Origin of the sequence: Pseudomonas sp. G(2018) (genome assembly GCF_005502415.1) — a bacterium.
In the GTDB taxonomy this organism is placed as follows: domain Bacteria; phylum Pseudomonadota; class Gammaproteobacteria; order Pseudomonadales; family Pseudomonadaceae; genus Aquipseudomonas.
Genome location: NZ_SCOO01000010.1, coordinates 24,888 through 43,230, shown reverse-complemented (window position 1 = coordinate 43,230; position 18,343 = coordinate 24,888). Strand labels below are relative to the sequence as shown.

Sequence of the window (18,343 nt, the reverse complement as noted above, 5' to 3'; positions counted from 1 at the left end):
GCCCCCTCGCTCGCCACGGCGGGAGGGGGCGGGTATCAGCGCGCGATAATCAACGGGTGGCCGCGTTCCGGGTGCTGGTGAATCAGTACCTGCAACCCGTACACCGCTTCCAGCGCTTCGGCGGTCAGGACCTCGTCCGGAGTACCGTAGGCGTGGGGGCGACCGTCCTGCAACAGCAGCAGGTGATCGCAATAACGCGCGGCAAGGTTGAGGTCGTGCAGGATCACCAGCACTGCCGCACCGCGCCCGGCGAAATCGCGAACCGCTTGCAGAATGGTGTGCTGGTGCAATGGATCGAGCATCGAAGTCGGTTCGTCGAGCAGCAAGGTCTGCCCCTCGGCGCCCGGCCACAGCTGAGCGAGTACCCGCGCCAGGTGTACGCGTTGGCGTTCGCCACCGGACAAGGCCAGATAACTGCGCCCGGCCAGGTGCAAGGCGTCGGCGGCACCCAGCGCCTGGGCAACGATTTCGGCATCGCGCACACGACCGCTGGCATGGGGCAAGCGGCCCATGCCCACCACTTCATTGACCGAAAAGGCGAAGTTCAGGCTTGAACTCTGAGGCAATACCGCCAGGCGTTTGGCCCGCTCCTGACCGGGCCAATCGGCGAGCTTGCGCTCGTCGAGGCTGACCGTACCTTCGCTGGCCGGCAGCTCATCGCACAAGGCGGCAAGCAGGGTACTTTTACCGGCGCCGTTGGGGCCCAGCACGCCGAGGACTTCCCCCGGTCGCAACTCGATATCGATGTCCGCCAGCACGGTGCGACTGCCGCGCCGGACCAGCAAGTTGTCAGCGCGCAGCATCAGGAGCGCCCCCGTACCAGCAGATAAAGGAAGAAGGGTGCACCGATGAGCGCGGTGACGATACCGATTGGCAACTCGGCCGGCGCCAGCAGCAGGCGGGCGACCAGGTCAGCCAGCAACAACAGGCTGGCACCGGCGAGCAAGGACGCCGGCAGCAACACCCGATGATCCGGACCGACCAGCAGCCGCATCAGGTGCGGCACCACCAGACCGATAAACCCGATCAGGCCCGCTGCCGCCACGGCGGCACCCACACCCAGCGCCGTGCACAACACCAGTTCCAGCTTGATCCGCTCGACATTGAAGCCCAGGTGCCGCGCTTCGGATTCACCCAGCAGCATCGCATTGAGCGCCGCCGCGCGACGCGGCAACCACAACGCCACGCCAATTGTCACGATCAACAACGGCCACAGGCGCGGGTAGCTGGCGCCGTTGAGGCTGCCCAGGTTCCAGAAGGTCAGGGTGCGCAGCGTGGCGTCATCGGCCAGGTAGGTGAACAGGCCGACGCCGGCACCCGCCATGGCCGTCATCGCCACGCCTGCCAAGAGCATGGTGGCGACGTTGGTCTGGCCATTGCTGCGGCCGAAGCGATACACCACAGCCGTGACGATCAGGCCACCGGCAAAAGCGCAAACCGACAGCAGATAGGGTTCGATGGACGGCGGCAAACCGCCGACCAGGCTGCCGCCGACAATGGCGATGGCAGCACCCAGCGCCGCGCCACCGGACACCCCGACCAGTCCCGGATCCGCCAGTGGGTTGCGAAACAATCCCTGCATGGCTACGCCGGACAGTGCGAGTACCGAACCGACCGCAATGCCCAGTAAACTGCGCGGCATGCGGATCTGGCCGAGGATCAACTCCGCCTGTTGCGTGTCGCCGCCGTCAACCGGCAGCCCGAGCAGACGCAGCCCGGCAAGCAGGGTATCGCCCAGCGGCAGGCTGACCGGCCCGAGGGCCAGGGACAGCCAGAACACCAGTACCAACAACAGACCCAACGTGATCAGCATCGGCCGTGGCCGAACGATAGCCGTCATAAGCCGATCTCACGGCGCAGCGTTGAGTTCATCAGCATCAGCAGAGTTCCTTGGTCGATCAGAACGTTGATGATGCCATGGATGCAGCCGTTGTTGCCGGGCAGGACCTCGATTGAGTATGGGGCGAGGGTGCCGATGAACCTTGTGGGAGCTGCAGGGGATGTGCTTCACCCGTTGAGGTTTTTAGTTGCACAGAAAGAGTGAAAGTCCTGAACTAATCAGTCACTGATAAAAATATTATTTGTTCAAGAAACGTGGCGCATCTCTGCGAAAGGTAAATGTGTGCATGCCTGAGTCTGAGGCGGCTAAACCAGAGTATTAAAGAATAATTGATTGAATGGTCAGTATTAAGCCCGGCGTTTCAATATCGCTTCAATGCAGGCCAGCAGTGCATTTGTGTTGAAGGGTTTGGCGAAATAGCCTTCAGGTTTTCGCACCTTATCGCTGAATTTCGGCGGCAGCCCGGACTTTCCAGTGATGAACAGCGTGGGGATATGGGTGTTTCTTTCCGCCAGCGCTTCGTACATTGTGACCCCGCACATGCCGGGCATCTGGATATCCGAAATCAGGCAATCGGTCTGCTCGGGACCGCTGGATTGAAGAAACGCATAGGCACTGTTGTAGGTTTTTACTGTGTAACCGTAAGAACGCAATAAGCTGTCCAGTGAGATAAGAATGAATTCGTCATCATCAACAACTGAAATAATAGGTGCGTTAAGCATGTAAAAACCTTGCGTCATTGCGAGTGGCGCTAAGTGGCGCCCGCCATACTTGCAAGATACGCGCTCCAAAAAAGCGGAATAGTATACTTGGGTATGTTTAGTCGTTTTTTGCGTTAATTACCACGGCTGCTCATCGGCCAGGTTGTCCTCGATCAGCATGAGGAAGTGCGCGTTGTGTCGCATGCATTCTTCAAAGAAGCGTTTGCTGGCGTTGTCCTTGTTGGCGAGGGCGCTTTCGCGGTAATCACGCAGCAAGGCGTCGGCGGCCCGCAGTCGACGTATCCCGTGATGAATGCTCGCCAGGCAATCGGCAAAACACTGTGGCTCGCGAGTATCTTTGAGTCGATAGAGCGCGGCGGTTTCGGCGTAGCCACCCAGGTCGTTCATACCCGGGTATGAGCGGTTAGCACTGAGGTAGGAGTGCCCGGTGTGAATGGGCGACTTACAGTGCGGGGTCGATTCGATACGCAGGATCGCCAGCCGTTGCATCGGTTCTGGCGCGGCGTTTCTCCCATCAACGCTACTCTGTTTACTGACGGCGATTGCACGCGGATTTCTGTTTGTACAAAGGGCATCTGCATCAAAGGTTGTGGAGAAATCATCCATGTTCACGTTCCTGCAGGCTCATCCGTTGATCTGCGGTGTCATTCTGATCCTCATCGACCTGGCGTCCTGGCAGTTGATCGGTGCCTCGCGGCACAACCTGCGCCTGAGCGTGCGCATCGGCATTTTCGTGGCATTCAGCTGGGTCATGACCGCCGCCGGCATCAGTCCGCTGCAACCGCCCCTGTGGCCGGATGACCCGATTCTCAACCTGATGGGCACGGTGCTGGGCATCGGCTGGTGGATGTTCGCGGCCAGAACCGTGGCCATCATCCTCGGCTATGGCCTGACGTCCCGTGCCGGCCACAGCGCGCGCCTGCTCTACGACCTGATGGGGGCGGTGATTTTCCTGATCGCCATTGTCGGCGCCGCGGCGTATGTCCTGCAGTTGCCGGTCAAGGGCTTGCTGGCGACGTCCGGGGCGATGGCGATTGTGGTCGGCCTGGCCCTGCAAAGCACCTTGAGCGATGTGTTTTCCGGGATCGTACTCAACACCACCAAGCCTTACCAACTCGATGACCGGATCTCCATCGATGGCACCTCGGGCAAGGTGGTGGAGATCGATTGGCGCACGACCCATCTGCTGACCGACATGGGCGGTATCGCGGTGGTACCCAATTCGGTGGCGGCGAAAGCGCGGATCATCAATTTCAGTCGTCCCGGCGATGTCAACGGCATCAGCGTGACCATTGCCGTGCCCAGCAGCGTGCGTCCGCGCCGGGCCATCGATGCTTTGGAAAAAACCTTGCGCGGGACCCGGGCGCTGTTGCCGTCGCGCTCGGCCAAGGTATCGGTCAAAAGCTCCCACCTGGAATACACCGAGTACGAACTCAAGGGCTTTATCGCGTCGGCCAGGAACAAGAATGAAGTGTGCAATCTGATGTTCGACCTCGCCCATCGTCACCTCGAAGCCGCGGGAGTCATTTGGGGTTATGGCCAGGAAGAACAGCGCTGGAGCCGTCAACGGCAGCTGCTGGAAGACGTCCGGATCTTCCGCTCGCTGAGCAACGATGAGCGCGACAGCCTGGCTGACGAAATGACCCCGGTGGACTATCAGGCCGACGAGGTGATCCTGGCGTTCGGCGAGGTTGCCGATTGCCTGATGATCATCAGCACCGGGGTGGTATCGGTGTCGATTCACGACGGCGAAAAACTCATCGAAGCCGGGCGCATGGGGCCGGGTGAAGTCTTGGGCGAGGAGGGGATACTGGCCGATAAACCGTCCCGGGGCGAGTTCCGCAGCATCACCAGCGGCCGGCTGTTCCGTATTGAAAAAAACCTGTTCGGCAACCAGCTGGAACACCTCGGCGAACTGAAAACCGCCTTGAGCAACCTGCAGGATCAGCGACAGGAAATCCGCGAAACCGTGGTCATGCAAAAACCTGTCGAGATCAAGAAAAGCGGTTTGTTGCAGTGGTTGATGCAGCGCAGGTAATACTTTTCACAGGCCCCCTGTGGGAGCGAGCCTGCTCGCGAAACCGTCATCCGCCGCACCACTCAAAACCGAGGTGACTTCTTCGCGAGCAGGCTCGCTCCCACAGACAAGTTTCCTCGCCACAGGTAATCATCACTTTCGGTCAGGCACCCGCTGGGTACTGCGATTGCAACAACGGGCTCCATTGATCCTGATTGTCCGGGCGCCGGTAGTAGACCACCATTCGCCGGGCGACCTGCATCGCCACGTCACGACCGCAATCGGCCTCGACCAGTGCCAACGCCAGATCAATCCCGGCACTGATACCCGCCGAGGTCCACACCGACTGCTGCTGCACGAAAATCGCCTCGCGGTCGAGCTCGATCTGCGGGAACAATTGCTCGAACACATCGGCCATCACCCAGTGTGTAGCCACGCGCAAACCATCGAGCAAACCCGCCTGGGCCAGCAAGAAGGTGCCGCTGCACACCGACGCCATACGTCTGGCCGTGGCGGGGGCAACGCGTAGCCAGTCCACCAGTGCCAGGTTGTCGGCCATGGCCTGAAGAATCTGCGGGGAGCCGGGGACAATCACCGAATCGATCGGACTATCGGCAAGCTCGTTCAGACGCCGGGTCTGCACCACCAGGCCCTCGGCAGTCGGGACCGGTCCGCCTTCGATGCTGGCCGTGTGCAGGGCGTAACCTGGCAAACCGCGTTCGACCAGGCCCCGGTTTGCGGCATAGAAGACAGTCTGCGCCCCGGTCAGGTCCAGCAGGCCCATTTGCGGGTAGGCCACGAATACGACGGTGCGCGGGGCTGTCTGCTCGGTGTTGGTGGGTTCAAGGTTGTTGCTCATTTCATTGATGGACACTGCTGGGTCTCCAAGTCGCCGCATGGCGTCGTCAGGGGGGAGTGAGGGTTATTCATCGTGTGCCAGGGTGGTCAACGGAATCGCGAACAGGAACTGCGTGCCGACCCCCACCGTGCTGCTGACCCAGATGCGACCGCCATGGAATTCAATGATGGAACGGCAGATCGAGAGTCCCATGCCCAGGCCATTGTGCTTGGTGGTGAAGAACGGATCGAACAGCGACGCCAGGATGTCTTCGGCAATACCGGTGCCGGCATCGGCGACTTCGAGTACAGCCTTGTTGCCCTGCACCGAGGTGAGAATCCGCAGCGTTCGCGGCCGATCATGCACATTGGCCATGGCCTGGCAGGCATTGATGATCAGGTTGATGATCACTTGTTGCAGCTGAACCCGGTCACCTTTGACCAGAGCCCCCGGAGCGCCCAAGTGCAGGTGCGGGCGCACCTGGTGGTTGGAGGTGTCATGCTGCATGAGGGTCAATGAGTCACTGACGATTTCATCGAACACTTCGGTCTTGCGCTGCACATCGCTCTGGCGCGATAGCGCCCTGATGCAGGCGATGACTTCCGAGGCCCGGCAAGAATTTTGGATGATCCGGTCCAGTGAGCGACGTGCTTCTTCGAGGTTCGGTTCCGCACGATTGATCCAGCGCTTGCAGGATTCACCGCTGGTGATCACCGCGGCCAGCGGTTGATTGATTTCATGGGCAATGGATGCGGCCAGTTCGCCCATGGAGGTCACCCGCGTGACGTGCGCCAGTTTTGCCTGAGAGTGAAACAGCGCTTCTTCCGACTGCCTGGAGGCGGTCACGTCCATCAAGGCGCCGACATACTCAATGCGCCCGTGAGGGTTGAACAACGGATTGGCGATCATCTGTACGTGCTTGATTCGTCCGTCCGGCATCACCAACCGATGTTCCACTTCGATGAGGTTTTCCCGAAGGGCGGCCTTTTCGAAAACACTTTCGACAATCGGCCAGTCATCGGGATGCGTGCGTGCCCTGATCAGGGCCAGGGTCGGTGTGACGTCCAGCGGATATTCGAAGATGCGCGCGGACTCTTCCGACCACGACACGCTGTGATCATCGACGATGAGACCGATGCTGCCGGTATGGCTGAGTTTTTGTGCCCCCAGAAAAAACGCCTCTTTGCGCCGCAAGCTGTCGCTCGCCCGTTTGCTCCTCAACGCCAGCAGGGTGATGGTGGTCAGCGCGATCAGGCAGCGCACGAATCCGGCGATCAGCTTCTGGTCACGATAGCCTTCGTCGACAATGAAACTGACGGTCAGGAAGCCTATGCAACTGACCGCGACGGTGATGAACATGGGAACGGAAAAGATGTTCGCCGACATGAACACCAGGGTGATGTAGAGCAGCGTCGGTGCGACGTCCATGTTGAGCAACGAGTTGGTGATAAAGATCATGCTGCCAACAGCAATGGCGGCCGGCCAGGCCATTGCGTCTGAAATAAAAAGTTTCTTGCAACGTTTGATGATAGACATTTGTTCTTCCGGGTTCGCTATCGAACGGCAACTCGCTCGGCACGGGTGATGCCGGGCAAACTCTTTGTGAGGGCGTTTGTTTTTGTTGTGCTACAGAACGACTGAAATTGGCTGTTCATTCCTTTTGCTGAGCCAATGGATGACCGGGGTTTGTGCTTGATCGGACGTGAGAAAAAACGCCCGCCAAAAAAACGAGTGGCGGGCGTTTGGGAAATGTCCCGGTCCAGCAAGGAGTGGGCTGGGTCGGGATCCGGGTGTTGACGTCACATCAGCTGGCAAGGCCAGGCAGGGCAATGGCCGGGTGGCGCCGCAGACGATTGAGCGTCAGCAAGCGCATCACATAGCCGAGTTTGATGGCGGTCGGGCCGAGAATCGTCATGGCGTGCGCCACCACCACGCTGGGCAACGACAGGTACTGATCCAGGCCATAGGCCAGGACGGCGCCGACAACCAAGGCGACCAGCCCGCCGATCAGCAGGGCGTGGGACAACTTCAATACCCGAGATGGATGCTCGAAAAAATCATACATATCGATTACCTGCGTAAGCGTCTTGAAGCGTCCTGACTGGTCGCTGCGATAGGGGCTGGCGGTTCAATGCCCGACAACCCCTGCCGATCAATGGCCGTCAGGCCACCGGAATCAGCGGGTCGGCCGCGGCCAGCGCTGCAGCACGATCAGCCGCCGGCGGATAGATCCATACCGTGTTGATCTGGGTCTTGAGTTCCTTGGCTTCGTGCTTGACCAGTTTGACCTGGCGATCCCAACCCTCGGTGAACACCGCGCCCCAGGCGCCCAGGTCCAGGCAGGTGACGTACTTGGGCTGGCTGTAGGCAATCGGTTCCACGCCCAGCAGTTCGGCGGCGACGTTGTTGCCAGCATGGCGGCCCAGGGCAATGGCATGCTGGCAGGACATCGCTGCAAAGTTGCCCAGCTCATCGGTCGCGGCGTAAGCCACGTCGCCGGTGGCGTACACATCGGCGTGACCGCGCACTTTCAGGTTCTGGTCGACATGCAAGCGGCCCTGGCGATCACGGGTACCTTGCACTTGCTCGGTCAAGGGGCTTGCGCGGAAACCGACGGTCCAGATCGCGGTGCTGGACTCGATGCGCTGGCCATTGGCGAGGGTGACACCACCAGCATCGATCGAGGCGACGCTGGTGCCGACAATCCACTCGATGCCCAGATGCTCCGACGCTTCGATAATCGATGGACGAATGCCATCGCCCAGGGTCGCGGCGATTTGCGGGGCGAGGTCGACCACAATCACGCGGATGTCGGCGTTGTCACCCAGCACGGCACGCAGGCGCGCCGGCATTTCGGTGGCGGTTTCGATACCGGTGAAACCACCGCCGGCCACCACCACGGTGTTGCGGGCCGCACTGGTCGGCACGTCCTTGAGCGCATGGATGTGGGCTTCCAGGCGCGTGGCGGATTCGATGGTATCGACATCGAAGGCGTGGTCGAGCCCCTCGACCGGTGGGCGCATCAGGTGGCTGCCGGCGGCCAGCACCAGGCGGTCGTAGCTCAGCTGGCCTTGTTCGCCAGTCACCTTGGTGTAGCCGACCTGCTTGTTTTTCTCGTCGATCACTTCAGCCGAACCCTGGACGAATTTCACGCCCACGGCGTCGAACAAGTCGTTCAACGGCGCTTTCATGTTGTGCACATTGGGCTCGTAGAAACGCGGACGAATGCGCAGCTCGGCTTGAGGAGCCAAAACGGTGATCTCGACGTCATTGCGATCATGCTTGTCCAGCAGACGGGCGGCGCTCAATGCGCTCCAGACTCCACCGAACCCTGCACCGATAATCAAAATCTGCTGTTTCATTGTTTAGCTCCTGAAGAACAATCGAGGGCGTGAAAAAAGTATTGCGAAGTCAGCGCGAACACCATGGCCAGTTGTGGCGATGTGTCTAAACAACGCCAATAGACAGGGTTCGGCTTGATCTGAAACAGATGTTATTCGAGGGTCTTGTTTCTGACACTGCTACATAGGGTCAGACGAAGTATGACTAAGTATTATCGGGGTATACCAAGGTATTAGCGGGGTCGAATTGGCCGGCGTTAGTTGTGTCGCTCGAGAGCGGTTTCGATACTGGCGAGCAACTTGTCGGTCGCAAAGGGCTTGGGGAGAAAGGTGATCGGTTCTCGGGTGACGATGCCCGGCGGGCGCTGTGCGTCGGGGTTTCCGGTGATGAAAATTACCGGGATATGAATGCCCATCGCCGCCAGTTCTTCATACATTCTGATGCCGTCCATTTCCGGCATTTGTATATCAGAGATCAAACAGGACGTAACACCAGGTCCATTGGAAAACAGGAACTCGTGGGCTCCCGCATAGGTTCGTACTGTATATCCGCTGGATCGCAATAAACTGTCCAGCGCCATTCGAACGGATTCGTCGTTATCGACGACGGCAATCATTGCCTTATTGCGCATAGTTGTGTCCTGCCTGGTAGCGGAGAGCACTTAGAGGCTGTCCGCCATCATTGCAAGATACGCCGTCTTGAAAGGACGCACAGTATACGTGGGTATAGTCACCGGATTGCCGGTTGCGCCGAGATCACCTCGGCCATGCGCACCAGATCGGCAAATGAACGCGCACCCATTTTGCGCATGGCCTGGCCGCGATGGATCTTCACGGTGATCTCGCTCAGGCCGATTTCCCCGGCAATCTGTTTGTTCATCAAACCGGAGGCCGCCAACGCCATCACCGTTTGCTCCCGTGCGGTCAGGGTCTGGTGTCGCGCACACAACTCATCGGCATGCCGCTCGGATTCGCGGCGCTGTTTGTCCCGGGCATGGGCGGCGCACACCGCGTCGATCAGATCCTGTTCGCGAAAGGGCTTGGTCAGGAAATCCACCGCCCCGGCTTTCATCGCCCGCACCGTCATGGCGATGTCGCCGTGCCCGGTGATGAACACGATGGGTACGTTGATGCCGGCGGCGGCCAGTTCGTTTTGAAAGTCCAGGCCGCTGCTGCCTTGCAGCCTCACATCCAATACCAGGCAACTGGCCGTATCCGGGCGTTTGTACTTCATGAATTCGGCGACCGAACCGAACAATTCGACCCGCAGGCCAATGGAGCGCAACAGACTGCCGAGGGATTCACGCAGCGGCGCATCGTCGTCAACGACGAAAACCATGGATTCACTCAGGTTGTTTTTATTAATGGGATGTTGTTCGTTCATTGCTTGTTCCCAAGGGGGTGGACGTGCATCCGCCCTGCGCTGTGTTCCTTGCGAAGGGCGCTACATTAAGTGCATGCGCGGCTTACGGCATTCATACCTGCGGGTAGTGGTTCAATACCTTGGCTTGCCGGCGCCATACCTTTGTATTAAAGGGCCGCTGCGTAACCCGAGTCGTTGACCACCCGTATCGGCAGGGCAAACAAAAATGCGCTGCCCTGGCCGTTGGCATTGGTGGCCCAGATCCGTCCTTCATGGAATTCGATGATCGAGCGGCAAATGGAAAGCCCCATGCCCAGGCCGTTTTCCTTGGTGGTGAAGAACGGCATGAACAATTGCGGCAAGACGTCGGGGGGGATGCCCGGTCCGTGATCGGCCACTTCCAGCACCGCCTCGTTGTCCTTCACCCAAGTGCGCACGCTCAGGGATCGCTCGCCAGGGTCGACCGCGTCCATGGCCTGGCATGCATTGATGATCAGATTGATGATCACCTGTTGCAGTTGCACACGGTCGGCATTGACCTGGCCACCGAAAGCGGTCAGTTCGATGATCGGATTGATCTTGTGATGAGCCAGTTCATGGCGGACCAGGCTCAGGGTCTCGCCGACAATGTCGTTGAGCGATTCGTTCTGGCGCAGCGGGTCGCACTTGCGCGACAAAGCCCTGACGCGGCGTGTGATCTCGCTGGCCCGATTGGAACTGGCGATGATCCGGTCCAGTGACTGGCGTGCTTCGACCAGGTCGGGCTCCGGGCGGCTCAGCCAGTTGCGACAGGCTTCGCCGCTGCTGGTGATCGCCGCCAGCGGTTGATTGACTTCATGGGCGATGGACGCCGCCAGTTCGCCCAGGGAGGTCACGCGGGAAACGTGGGCCAGTTGGGTCTGGGCACGGCACAGCGCTTGCTCGGCCTGCTTGCTGGCGGTCACGTCGCGCAGGGCACCAAGGTAATCAATGTAGCCGAGGCGGGTGTGGAGCGGGGTGGCGGTCATGTGCACGTGCTTGATGCGTCCGTCAGGCATCAACAAGCGGTGTTTGATCTCGATCAGGCCTTCACGACGCGCAGCCTTTTCAAAGCCCGCCTGCACCAGGTTGACATCGGCAGGATGGGTGCGCGCCAGAATCATCGACACCGTCGGCATGACGCCCACCGGATACTCGTAGATCCGTGCCGACTGGTCCGACCAGGAGAGTTGCTCGCGTCCACTGCGAAAGCCCAGGCAGCCGGTCTGGCTCAGCTGTTGCGAGCCGGAGAAGTAGACGACCTTATGATTCAGGCCATCGCACATTTTTTTGCAGCGCAGCGCCAGCAAAGTGACCGCCGCCAGAGCGGTCAGGTCGCGGTAAAAATCCGCCGTCGATTCCCAGCGGTCAAATCCGCCGTGGTAGAGGAATGCCGTCGTCAGCACCAGCATGCCGAACAGGGCGACCACGATCACCGCGCTGATCGAAAACAGATTGATCGCCATCAACAACACCGCAATGCACAACGCCGCGGTGGGGAGATCGGTGCGGGTTTCGGTGTTGATGATGATCCCGCAGACCACGATCAGACCCATCAGCCAGACCAGAATGTTTTCAAAGGGTTTGAGGCTAATAGGGATCAAGGGGCGAGTCGTCCTTTGGCCTGGGTTTGGCAGCATCTTGCTGAAAGCTCCCTTCAATGCGCACGGCAATATTGAGTGCGCACTGCGTGCATCAGCAGGCTTGTCTGATTTCGAATCGATCATGCACGCCTCGTCTTTTCATTCGGGCTTGGCGCAGAATCGCATCGCTATCCTAGGAGTAGCGGTTCTCATTTGGTTAGGACAAAAAACCCGAAATTCCTGCCAGTGGCGCGAATTGGGCAAAGGTCCTGCGGGTCATGTAAGTGATTTATTGCATTGAGGTTTTTCGCCTGTCGTCATACCCAGGTATCAATGTGCGCACCGAACGCATGATCTGTATGTCCCCATGTACAACAGACGTTTTCCAGCGATGGCCATAACCTGTTCACACACTGTCGAACTCAATGGCTTCGTGCGGGGTGGCGAACCTCATGAACCGAAATGACCTGCGTCGTGCCGACATCAACCTGTTGATGGTTTTCGAGACAATGATGCATGAGCGAAATGTCAGCCGCGTCGGCGAAAAGCTGTTCCTGGGGCAACCCACCATCAGCGGTGCCCTGGGCCGATGCCCGACCTGGCCCGCTGGGGTTGGAGGCATTTTGCCGACGCCTCCATGCCGTGGTGTCGTCGATGGGCAATGCCACGGATGAAACGGATCACGCCCTGAATTTGTTGGGCCGCCAGCGCAAAGTCGTGCTGACCGTACCGCAATTCAGTGCGTTGCCGGTGTTGCTGGCGCAAAGCGATATGCTGGCCATCGTCCCGGATTACGTGGCCAAGGCGATGACGTCGGTGGCGGGGATGAGGGCCGAGCCGGCACCTCTGCAACTGCCGATACAGGAGCTTTCCATGGTCTGGCGTGCAGCGGCGCACAACGACCCCGGCCAGCGCTGGTTGCGCTCACGTTGTTGCGCGTTTCTCTGTGAGCCGGTCGAGTTGCAGGTGGTACCCAAGTCCCGACCGGCCTTGCACCACGATCAGGCCTTGCTGGCGGCCAGGTAAGCGCCGAGGCGCTTGCCCATTTCCTCGCCCAGGGCCTGCAGACCACTCATGGGCCGGACCATGACTTCGAAGTCGACGATTTTTCCCTGCTCGTTGAAGCGGATCATGTCGATGCCCTTGAGCTGTTTCTCGCCGACCCTGGCGCTGAATTCAAGGATGACGTTCAAGCCGTCGGCGGTCGCCAGTTCACGGTGGTAGGCAAAGTCCTCGAACACCTTGGACACCGTATTGAGGATCATCGACACCACCGGCGCCCCCGGATACGGTGTATGCGCCATCGGCGAGCGGAATACCGCTTGCGGGTCGAGCAAATCCGGCAAGGCCTTCAGGTCACCGTTGCGGATCATCGCGTGCCACAGGCTCAAGGACTCTGCGGCTTTGGGATGCAGTTGCAGTTCAGACATATTCAACTCCTGTTTTTTGTTGTTGTTCAAAGCGTGTCTGATGGGCTTTTAGCCCCGTGGCGGGCAATGGCCTGCGCGGCGTCTTCTGCCCAGAGACTGTAGATGGCCGGCCCCGGATGGAAACCGTCCCGTGCCATTGCGCCGGCCACGGGGGCCAGTCGGGTCGTCAGTAGCGTACAGCGATCCGTGCGCTGCGCCAGTTCGGCAAGGCGCTGGTTGAATCGCGCCGCCCGATTGCCCAGATACCAGCGTAGCGGTTGCGGCAATGCGGGAAACAAGTGCATCGGCGGAAGAGGAGAGATGACGATCAACCTGACTGAGAACTTGTCGACCAGCACCTTCATCAACTGCTGTTGCCGGGCGATCCACTGATCCGCCGTCAGCATGCCGGTGACATCATTGACGCCGATGGACAGCAACGCCACATCGAAGGGTTCTGGCGCGTGCTGGTCGAGGCGATCCAGTAGCGCTTGCGAGTCCAGGCCGGACTGGGCCCAGAGCTTCCAGCAAACCTGATAAGCCTTGGCCAATCGGCTGACCAACTGGCCACTCAGCGCATCGGTCTGGCTCAACGCCCCGACACCCGCCGCGGCGCTGTCGCCGAGAATCAACAGACGCAGGGCTTGACCCTGGCCGGCCAGACCTTCGCGCTCGCCCTCGGCCTCCGGCAGTTTCGGCGTGATGCGGCGCGTGTAGGCGCCCTGCATCAGCAACAGGGGGCCGAGCATGATTTTGGCCAGGGTTTCGGTCTTGCTCATGCTGAGGTTCCTGAGAGGGGAGGTCGCAACTCATACAGCAAGGCTGCCAGATTCACTTCTACCGCGTCACGGGTCATATCAGCCGAAAATGGAGCAAAAAAAGCCCGGCTGATCAGGCCGGGCTTTTTGTCGGATCGGTATACAGCGCTACTTGAACAGTTCTGAATGACTTCCAAGGTCGACAAACGTAAGTAGATCAGAACGTGTGTGTTCGTAAATCATCAGAAAATCGCCACCTATGTGACACTCTCGAAAACCAGTCCAATCTCCTTTCAAAGCATGATCCAGGTACTGCGCCGGCAATGGTTCTCCCAGAAAAAGCATGACCATCACCTGGCGAACTTCATTCATGTCACGGCGCCCGGCGCGTTTGTAACGTTCCCACGATTTCTTGAACTCCGAGGTCTGCGCGCATTGCTTGGGCAGCTCAGCGCGTTTTTGCTTTTTCTCCGGTTTCGCCATCCACATCCCCCAGCATTTCGTCTATCGAGTCGAACCGCTGACGAATGTCTTTTGCTTCCATCATGGCGCGGGCCGTTTTCTCCGAAGGGACGCGTACCTCAAACGGGAGGCCGTGAGTCGCTACAACCTGACGAAGAAAAAGTCGCATGGCGTCACTGATGCTCAGGCCGCAAGCACTCAAAACTTCAGTGGCACGCGCTTTCAACTCCTCATCGATGCGGCAACGCACTTCTGTAGTTTTTAGTAGTGCACCCATGGTTATCACCTCATTGTTAATTTGTAGCTACATTGGCGCTACCTCAATCATTCTGGTTGAGTGGGGGCTTTGGGGTCAACTTCAGTGTGATGGCCGGCTCCAGAACCGGCCAGGCAACTGAATTTTCTCGGCCGATATTTGAATCGATTAGACATGCCATGAATATCAGCCTGTTCCTGTTCGTACTTGGGAAGGGGCCTGACCCAATGCAGGAAATAGCCGATGGCGTTGAACGCTAATTCAAGTCCCACGAAAAAGCCCGGCTGATCAGGCCGGGCTTTTCGGGTGATGCGGTCTGGGGATTTGTTTAGGCGATGGTGTTGCCTTTGAGGCGGTCAGAACCATCAGCAGCGATGGTGTTGCCTTTCAGGCGATCAGAGCCATCGGCGGCAATGGTATTGCCTTTCAGGCGGTCGGAGCCATCGGCGGCAATGGTGTTGCCTTTCAGGCGATCAGAACCATCGGCGGCAATGGTGTTGCCTTTCAAACGATCCGAACCATCGGCAGCCACAGCGCGTTTTTCGAGCAGGCGATCAGCGCCACCTTCAGCCACACGATTCTGGAGCAGACGATCCGAACCACCTTCAGCCACACGGCTTTCGATCAGACGATCCGAGCCGCCTTCAGCGACCACGGGTTGAGCAGAGGTAGCGGCGAAAGCGTTCGCTGCGAAGATCGAGAAAGCGATGCTGAGGATGGTTTGGCGTTTCATGATCGTGTGCTCCGGGGGTGTTTGGTTGGTATGGAGCAGATGTTACGCCGCACAGTTTTTAAGAGAACTTCATTGAATTAATGGTGACTATTGACGCAGTCAATGGTTGGTTGTGTCGAGATCCCTGTGGGAGCGAACAGGCTCGCTCCCACAGTGCATCTCTGGCGCTCAGATGATCTGTGTACACCGGATCCGGTTTCAGACCCCCATCACTGATCCGTGAGACACAACTCCCCCGTGGCCCGAATCAGGGCCTGGCCATGCAGGGCATCCTTGATCAGGCTGGAGCGCTGCTCGGCCAACCAGTTCGGGCATTCCGGGTCGACGCGATAGGGCACGAAGTCCGCATATTGCTGCAACAGACGGGTCTGCAGCTCATCCAGTTTTGGTCGCAGTTGGTTGAGGTCCGGACGTGGCAGGTCGGGTGCCTTGTGCGCCGCTTGCCATTGCGCGATCAACCCGTACTGCACCAGTTTGTTGGCTTCGATCTGCGCGGCGATCAGTTCGGCGGCATCATCCGGGTCCAGCCTGCTTTCGGCGGCCTGCTTTCTGGCGTTAGCGATTACCGACGCTTCCCGGGCGGTATCCTGGATCGGTTTGCCACTGTCCCACTTGGTCAGCGCCACCTGTTCGGCAATGTTCAGACGCTCGTTGATGGTTGCCAGCAACGGTTGCAAGGCATCGGGCGCCGTGGAAGGCGTGGCGGCGTGAGCGCCGCTGGCGAGTAATCCGAAAAGCGCGCAGGTCAGCAGTTGCGGCAAGCGGGGGCAGTGGAACATAGGCAAACCTCTTGGGCTCGGGATGCACAGCAGGCCCCTATGTAACACAGCTGAGCCAGATGAACGATAGTTCAACGGGCTCTTTCGCACAGGACCGACTCTGGTGCAGGCTACAACCTTGTCGTTTTCGCCAAGGGAGGCGCAGGTAGATGGAAGACCGGTATGACGTAGCGGTGCTGGGGATGGGCGCGATGGGCGCCGCCACCCTTTATCAACTGGCGAAGGCGGGAAGCAAAGTGATCGGCATCGACCGCCATCATCCTCCGCACGACCAGGGCTCAAGCCATGGCGACACGCGGATCACCCGGCTCTCGGTGGGCGAGGGCGCGCAATACCTGCCCATCGTCCGCAACTCGCACCGGATCTGGCGCGAGCTCGAAGCCTTGTCCGGTGAGTCGCTGTTCGAGCAGTGCGGCGTGTTGGTCATGACCTCGCGCCCTGACGATGACGCGAACGATCCAACCGACTTCACCCAGCGCACCCTGCACCTGGCAAAAGCCAATGGCATCGCACATGAAGCGCTGTCGGCGGAACAGATCCGCCAGCGTTTTGCGCAGTTCTCGCCGGTGTTGGATACCGCCGTCGGCTATTTCGAACCCAGTGGCGGCTATGTCCGCCCGGAACGCTGCATCGCGGTGCAACTGCAACTCGCCGAGGAACGTGGTGCCACGCTGCTCAAGGGCGAAACCGTCACGCAGATCACCTCCGACGAGCAGGGTGTCACCGTCATCACCGACCAGCGCACGATTTACGCCGATAAAGTGGTGATCAGCGCCGGCATGTGGTCCAGGGCATTGCTCGGCCAACCCTTCGACCGTTTGCTCCGGGTCTGCCGGCAAAAGCTGTTCTGGTTTGAACTGGAAGAAGGTGCCTGTTTTGCCCCGGTGTCGCCTACCTTCATCTACTACCACGGCTCAGGTGATGATGACTCGAACTATGGTTTTCCACCGCTGCCGGGTGAGGGCAGCCTGAAAGTCGCCACCGAGCAATACAGCGAAGAATCCTCGCCGGACACACTGGACAGAACCATCAGCGCAGCCGAAGCCTGGGACATGTTCGACACCCACGTACGCGGCAAAATCGCGGGCGTCAGTTCACGGCTGGTCAAGTCGGCGGTGTGTGCCTACACCGTCACCCCGGACAGCCATTTCATCATCGACGAACACCCGACCCTGAAAAATACCCTCGTGGTGTCCGCCTGCTCGGGCCATGGTTTCAAGCACTCGGCGGCATTGGGCGAGGCGCTGGCGCAGTGGTGCATGCGGGGGCGCAGCGAGCTGGATCTTTCAGCGTTTTCACTGAAACGCTTTGACAGGTTGCAGGATTGAACAGCCGGCTCAGCCAGCGGCGAGCAAACGCTCGACCTGCGCCAGTTCCCAGGTGCTGAGCAAACTCACCGGGTTTGTGCCGTAGCGCTGCCCGCCGTCGAAGACCCGGTCGTCCGGGCTCTGGCAATGCAGGCAGTGGTGCAGGTGTCCACCGTCGACATCGAGGGTCAGACGCCAGCCTTCGATGTCGACCCGCACCGGTCCGGTTTCGGGCTGTTCACCGACGCGCTTGAGCGGACGAAGGCCGAGGGCGGCGTCGCGTAATGGCTGGTAAACCTCACGAGCAGTCAGGGGCGGCACGGGTGTCTCCGGTAACTTTGCGGGGGACACAGGATAGACGATGGGCTGATTGATAGAGAACACGAAAAAGCCCGGCTGATCAGGCCGGGCTTTTCGGATGTTGCGGTCTGGCGAGTTGCTTATGCGACGCGGTTGCCATTGAGGCGATCCGAGCCATCAGCGGCAATGGTGTTGCCTTTCAGGCGATCCGAACCATCAGCAGCAATGGTGTTGCCTTTCAGGCGATCCGAGCCATCAGCGGCAATGGTGTTGCCTTTCAGGCGATCGGAGCCATCAGCGGCGATGGTGTTGCCTTTCAGGCGGTCAGAGCCATCAGCGGCAATAGAGTTGCCTTTCAAACGATCCGAACCATCGGCAGCCACACGTTTCTCCAGCAGGCGATCAGAACCACCTTCCGCCACACGGCTTTCGATCAGACGATCCGAGCCGCCTTCAGCGACTACAGGTTGAGCAGAGGTAGCGGCGAAAGCGTTCACTGCGAAGATCGAAAAAGCGATGCTGAGGAGGGTTTGGCGTTTCATGATCGTGTACTCCGGGGTGTTTGGTTGGTATGGAGCAGATGTTACGCCGCAGGATTTTTAAGAGAACTTCATTGA

General features: G+C 59.4%; 21 protein-coding genes and 1 pseudogene. 3 read left to right on the top strand and 19 right to left on the bottom strand.

Annotated features, from left to right (window positions below):
- Positions 1–35 precede the first annotated feature (35 nt).
- The 4 genes from FFS64_RS12755 to FFS64_RS12740 all read right to left on the bottom strand — a co-directional run bounded on the left by FFS64_RS12755 (position 36) and on the right by FFS64_RS12740 (position 3,168).
- Positions 36–803 (bottom strand): heme ABC transporter ATP-binding protein, encoded by a 768-nt coding sequence (locus FFS64_RS12755; protein WP_137805689.1) that lies wholly within the window; start codon positions 801–803, stop codon positions 36–38.
- Positions 803–1,840, bottom strand: coding sequence for an iron ABC transporter permease (locus FFS64_RS12750; RefSeq protein ID WP_137805688.1), 1,038 nt, complete (start codon positions 1,838–1,840; stop codon positions 803–805). The genes FFS64_RS12755 and FFS64_RS12750 overlap by 1 nt, the downstream gene beginning before the upstream one ends.
- Positions 1,841–2,187: 347 nt before the next feature.
- Positions 2,188–2,562 carry a response regulator transcription factor gene (locus FFS64_RS12745; protein ID WP_137805687.1) on the bottom strand — a complete coding sequence of 125 codons (375 nt, stop codon included), beginning with the start codon at positions 2,560–2,562 and terminating at the stop codon, positions 2,188–2,190.
- A 117-nt stretch (positions 2,563–2,679) separates the two neighbouring features.
- Complete coding sequence (locus tag FFS64_RS12740; RefSeq protein WP_137805686.1) at positions 2,680–3,168, bottom strand: hypothetical protein; 489 nt, start codon at positions 3,166–3,168, stop codon at positions 2,680–2,682.
- Here FFS64_RS12740 and FFS64_RS12735 point away from each other — a divergent pair.
- Entirely contained in the window at positions 3,167–4,600 is a 1,434-nt protein-coding gene (locus FFS64_RS12735; RefSeq protein ID WP_137805685.1) for a mechanosensitive ion channel family protein, read from the top strand. The two genes, FFS64_RS12740 and FFS64_RS12735, sit on opposite strands and share 2 nt — an antisense overlap.
- A 142-nt stretch (positions 4,601–4,742) precedes the next feature.
- On the opposite strand, the gene FFS64_RS12730 is transcribed toward FFS64_RS12735, so the two are convergent.
- The 7 genes from FFS64_RS12730 to FFS64_RS12700 all read right to left on the bottom strand — a co-directional run bounded on the left by FFS64_RS12730 (position 4,743) and on the right by FFS64_RS12700 (position 11,743).
- Positions 4,743–5,453, bottom strand: coding sequence for an AraC family transcriptional regulator (locus tag FFS64_RS12730; protein WP_305955731.1), 711 nt, complete (start codon positions 5,451–5,453; stop codon positions 4,743–4,745).
- A 48-nt stretch (positions 5,454–5,501) separates the two neighbouring features.
- Positions 5,502–6,953 carry a sensor histidine kinase gene (locus tag FFS64_RS12725; RefSeq protein ID WP_137805684.1) on the bottom strand — a complete coding sequence of 484 codons (1,452 nt, stop codon included), beginning with the start codon at positions 6,951–6,953 and terminating at the stop codon, positions 5,502–5,504.
- Between the two features lie 268 nt (positions 6,954–7,221).
- A complete protein-coding gene (locus FFS64_RS12720; RefSeq protein WP_137805683.1) occupies positions 7,222–7,482 on the bottom strand; it encodes a transmembrane sensor/regulator PpyR in 261 nt (86 codons plus the stop codon).
- 97 nt (positions 7,483–7,579) lie between these two features.
- On the bottom strand, positions 7,580–8,779 hold the full coding sequence (locus tag FFS64_RS12715) for an NAD(P)/FAD-dependent oxidoreductase (protein ID WP_137805682.1): 1,200 nt from the start codon (positions 8,777–8,779) through the stop codon (positions 7,580–7,582).
- Positions 8,780–9,015: 236 nt separating this feature from the next.
- Entirely contained in the window at positions 9,016–9,390 is a 375-nt protein-coding gene (locus tag FFS64_RS12710) for a response regulator transcription factor (protein WP_137805681.1), read from the bottom strand.
- A 98-nt stretch (positions 9,391–9,488) separates the two neighbouring features.
- Positions 9,489–10,142 (bottom strand): response regulator transcription factor, encoded by a 654-nt coding sequence (locus FFS64_RS12705; RefSeq protein ID WP_137805680.1) that lies wholly within the window; start codon positions 10,140–10,142, stop codon positions 9,489–9,491.
- Positions 10,143–10,288: 146 nt separating this feature from the next.
- Entirely contained in the window at positions 10,289–11,743 is a 1,455-nt protein-coding gene (locus FFS64_RS12700; protein WP_256660448.1) for a sensor histidine kinase, read from the bottom strand.
- 431 nt (positions 11,744–12,174) lie between these two features.
- Here FFS64_RS12700 and FFS64_RS12695 point away from each other — a divergent pair.
- Positions 12,175–12,748: pseudogene (locus FFS64_RS12695) on the top strand (LysR substrate-binding domain-containing protein).
- Here the strand turns inward: FFS64_RS12695 and FFS64_RS12690 are convergent.
- The 6 genes from FFS64_RS12690 to FFS64_RS12665 form a co-directional block, all read right to left on the bottom strand.
- Positions 12,724–13,152, bottom strand: a complete 429-nt coding sequence (locus FFS64_RS12690) for a nuclear transport factor 2 family protein (protein ID WP_137805678.1) — start codon at positions 13,150–13,152, stop codon at positions 12,724–12,726. The pseudogene FFS64_RS12695 and the gene FFS64_RS12690 sit on opposite strands and share 25 nt — an antisense overlap.
- Before the next feature lie 26 nt (positions 13,153–13,178).
- Positions 13,179–13,910 (bottom strand): SGNH/GDSL hydrolase family protein, encoded by a 732-nt coding sequence (locus FFS64_RS12685; protein WP_137805677.1) that lies wholly within the window; start codon positions 13,908–13,910, stop codon positions 13,179–13,181.
- Between the two features lie 147 nt (positions 13,911–14,057).
- Complete coding sequence (locus FFS64_RS12680; protein WP_137805676.1) at positions 14,058–14,372, bottom strand: type II toxin-antitoxin system YafQ family toxin; 315 nt, start codon at positions 14,370–14,372, stop codon at positions 14,058–14,060.
- A complete protein-coding gene (locus FFS64_RS12675; protein ID WP_137805675.1) occupies positions 14,338–14,628 on the bottom strand; it encodes a type II toxin-antitoxin system RelB/DinJ family antitoxin in 291 nt (96 codons plus the stop codon). The genes FFS64_RS12680 and FFS64_RS12675 overlap by 35 nt, the downstream gene beginning before the upstream one ends.
- A gap of 307 nt (positions 14,629–14,935) precedes the next feature.
- Entirely contained in the window at positions 14,936–15,340 is a 405-nt protein-coding gene (locus tag FFS64_RS12670) for a hypothetical protein (protein ID WP_137805674.1), read from the bottom strand.
- Between the two features lie 209 nt (positions 15,341–15,549).
- Positions 15,550–16,119: a chorismate mutase gene (locus FFS64_RS12665; RefSeq protein WP_137805673.1), complete on the bottom strand. Its 570-nt coding sequence runs from the start codon at positions 16,117–16,119 to the stop codon at positions 15,550–15,552.
- 149 nt (positions 16,120–16,268) lie between these two features.
- Between FFS64_RS12665 and solA the strand changes: the two genes are divergently transcribed.
- The gene (solA, locus tag FFS64_RS12660) at positions 16,269–17,447 is read left to right on the top strand and encodes an N-methyl-L-tryptophan oxidase (protein ID WP_137805672.1); all 1,179 of its coding nucleotides are present in this window, start codon (positions 16,269–16,271) and stop codon (positions 17,445–17,447) included.
- Positions 17,448–17,456: 9 nt separating this feature from the next.
- On the opposite strand, the gene FFS64_RS12655 is transcribed toward solA, so the two are convergent.
- Together FFS64_RS12655 and FFS64_RS12650 are read right to left on the bottom strand one after the other, a co-directional pair.
- Positions 17,457–17,747 (bottom strand): hypothetical protein, encoded by a 291-nt coding sequence (locus tag FFS64_RS12655; protein WP_137805671.1) that lies wholly within the window; start codon positions 17,745–17,747, stop codon positions 17,457–17,459.
- 119 nt (positions 17,748–17,866) lie between these two features.
- Positions 17,867–18,268 carry a hypothetical protein gene (locus FFS64_RS12650; RefSeq protein WP_137805670.1) on the bottom strand — a complete coding sequence of 134 codons (402 nt, stop codon included), beginning with the start codon at positions 18,266–18,268 and terminating at the stop codon, positions 17,867–17,869.
- Between the last annotated feature and the right edge of the window lie 75 nt (positions 18,269–18,343).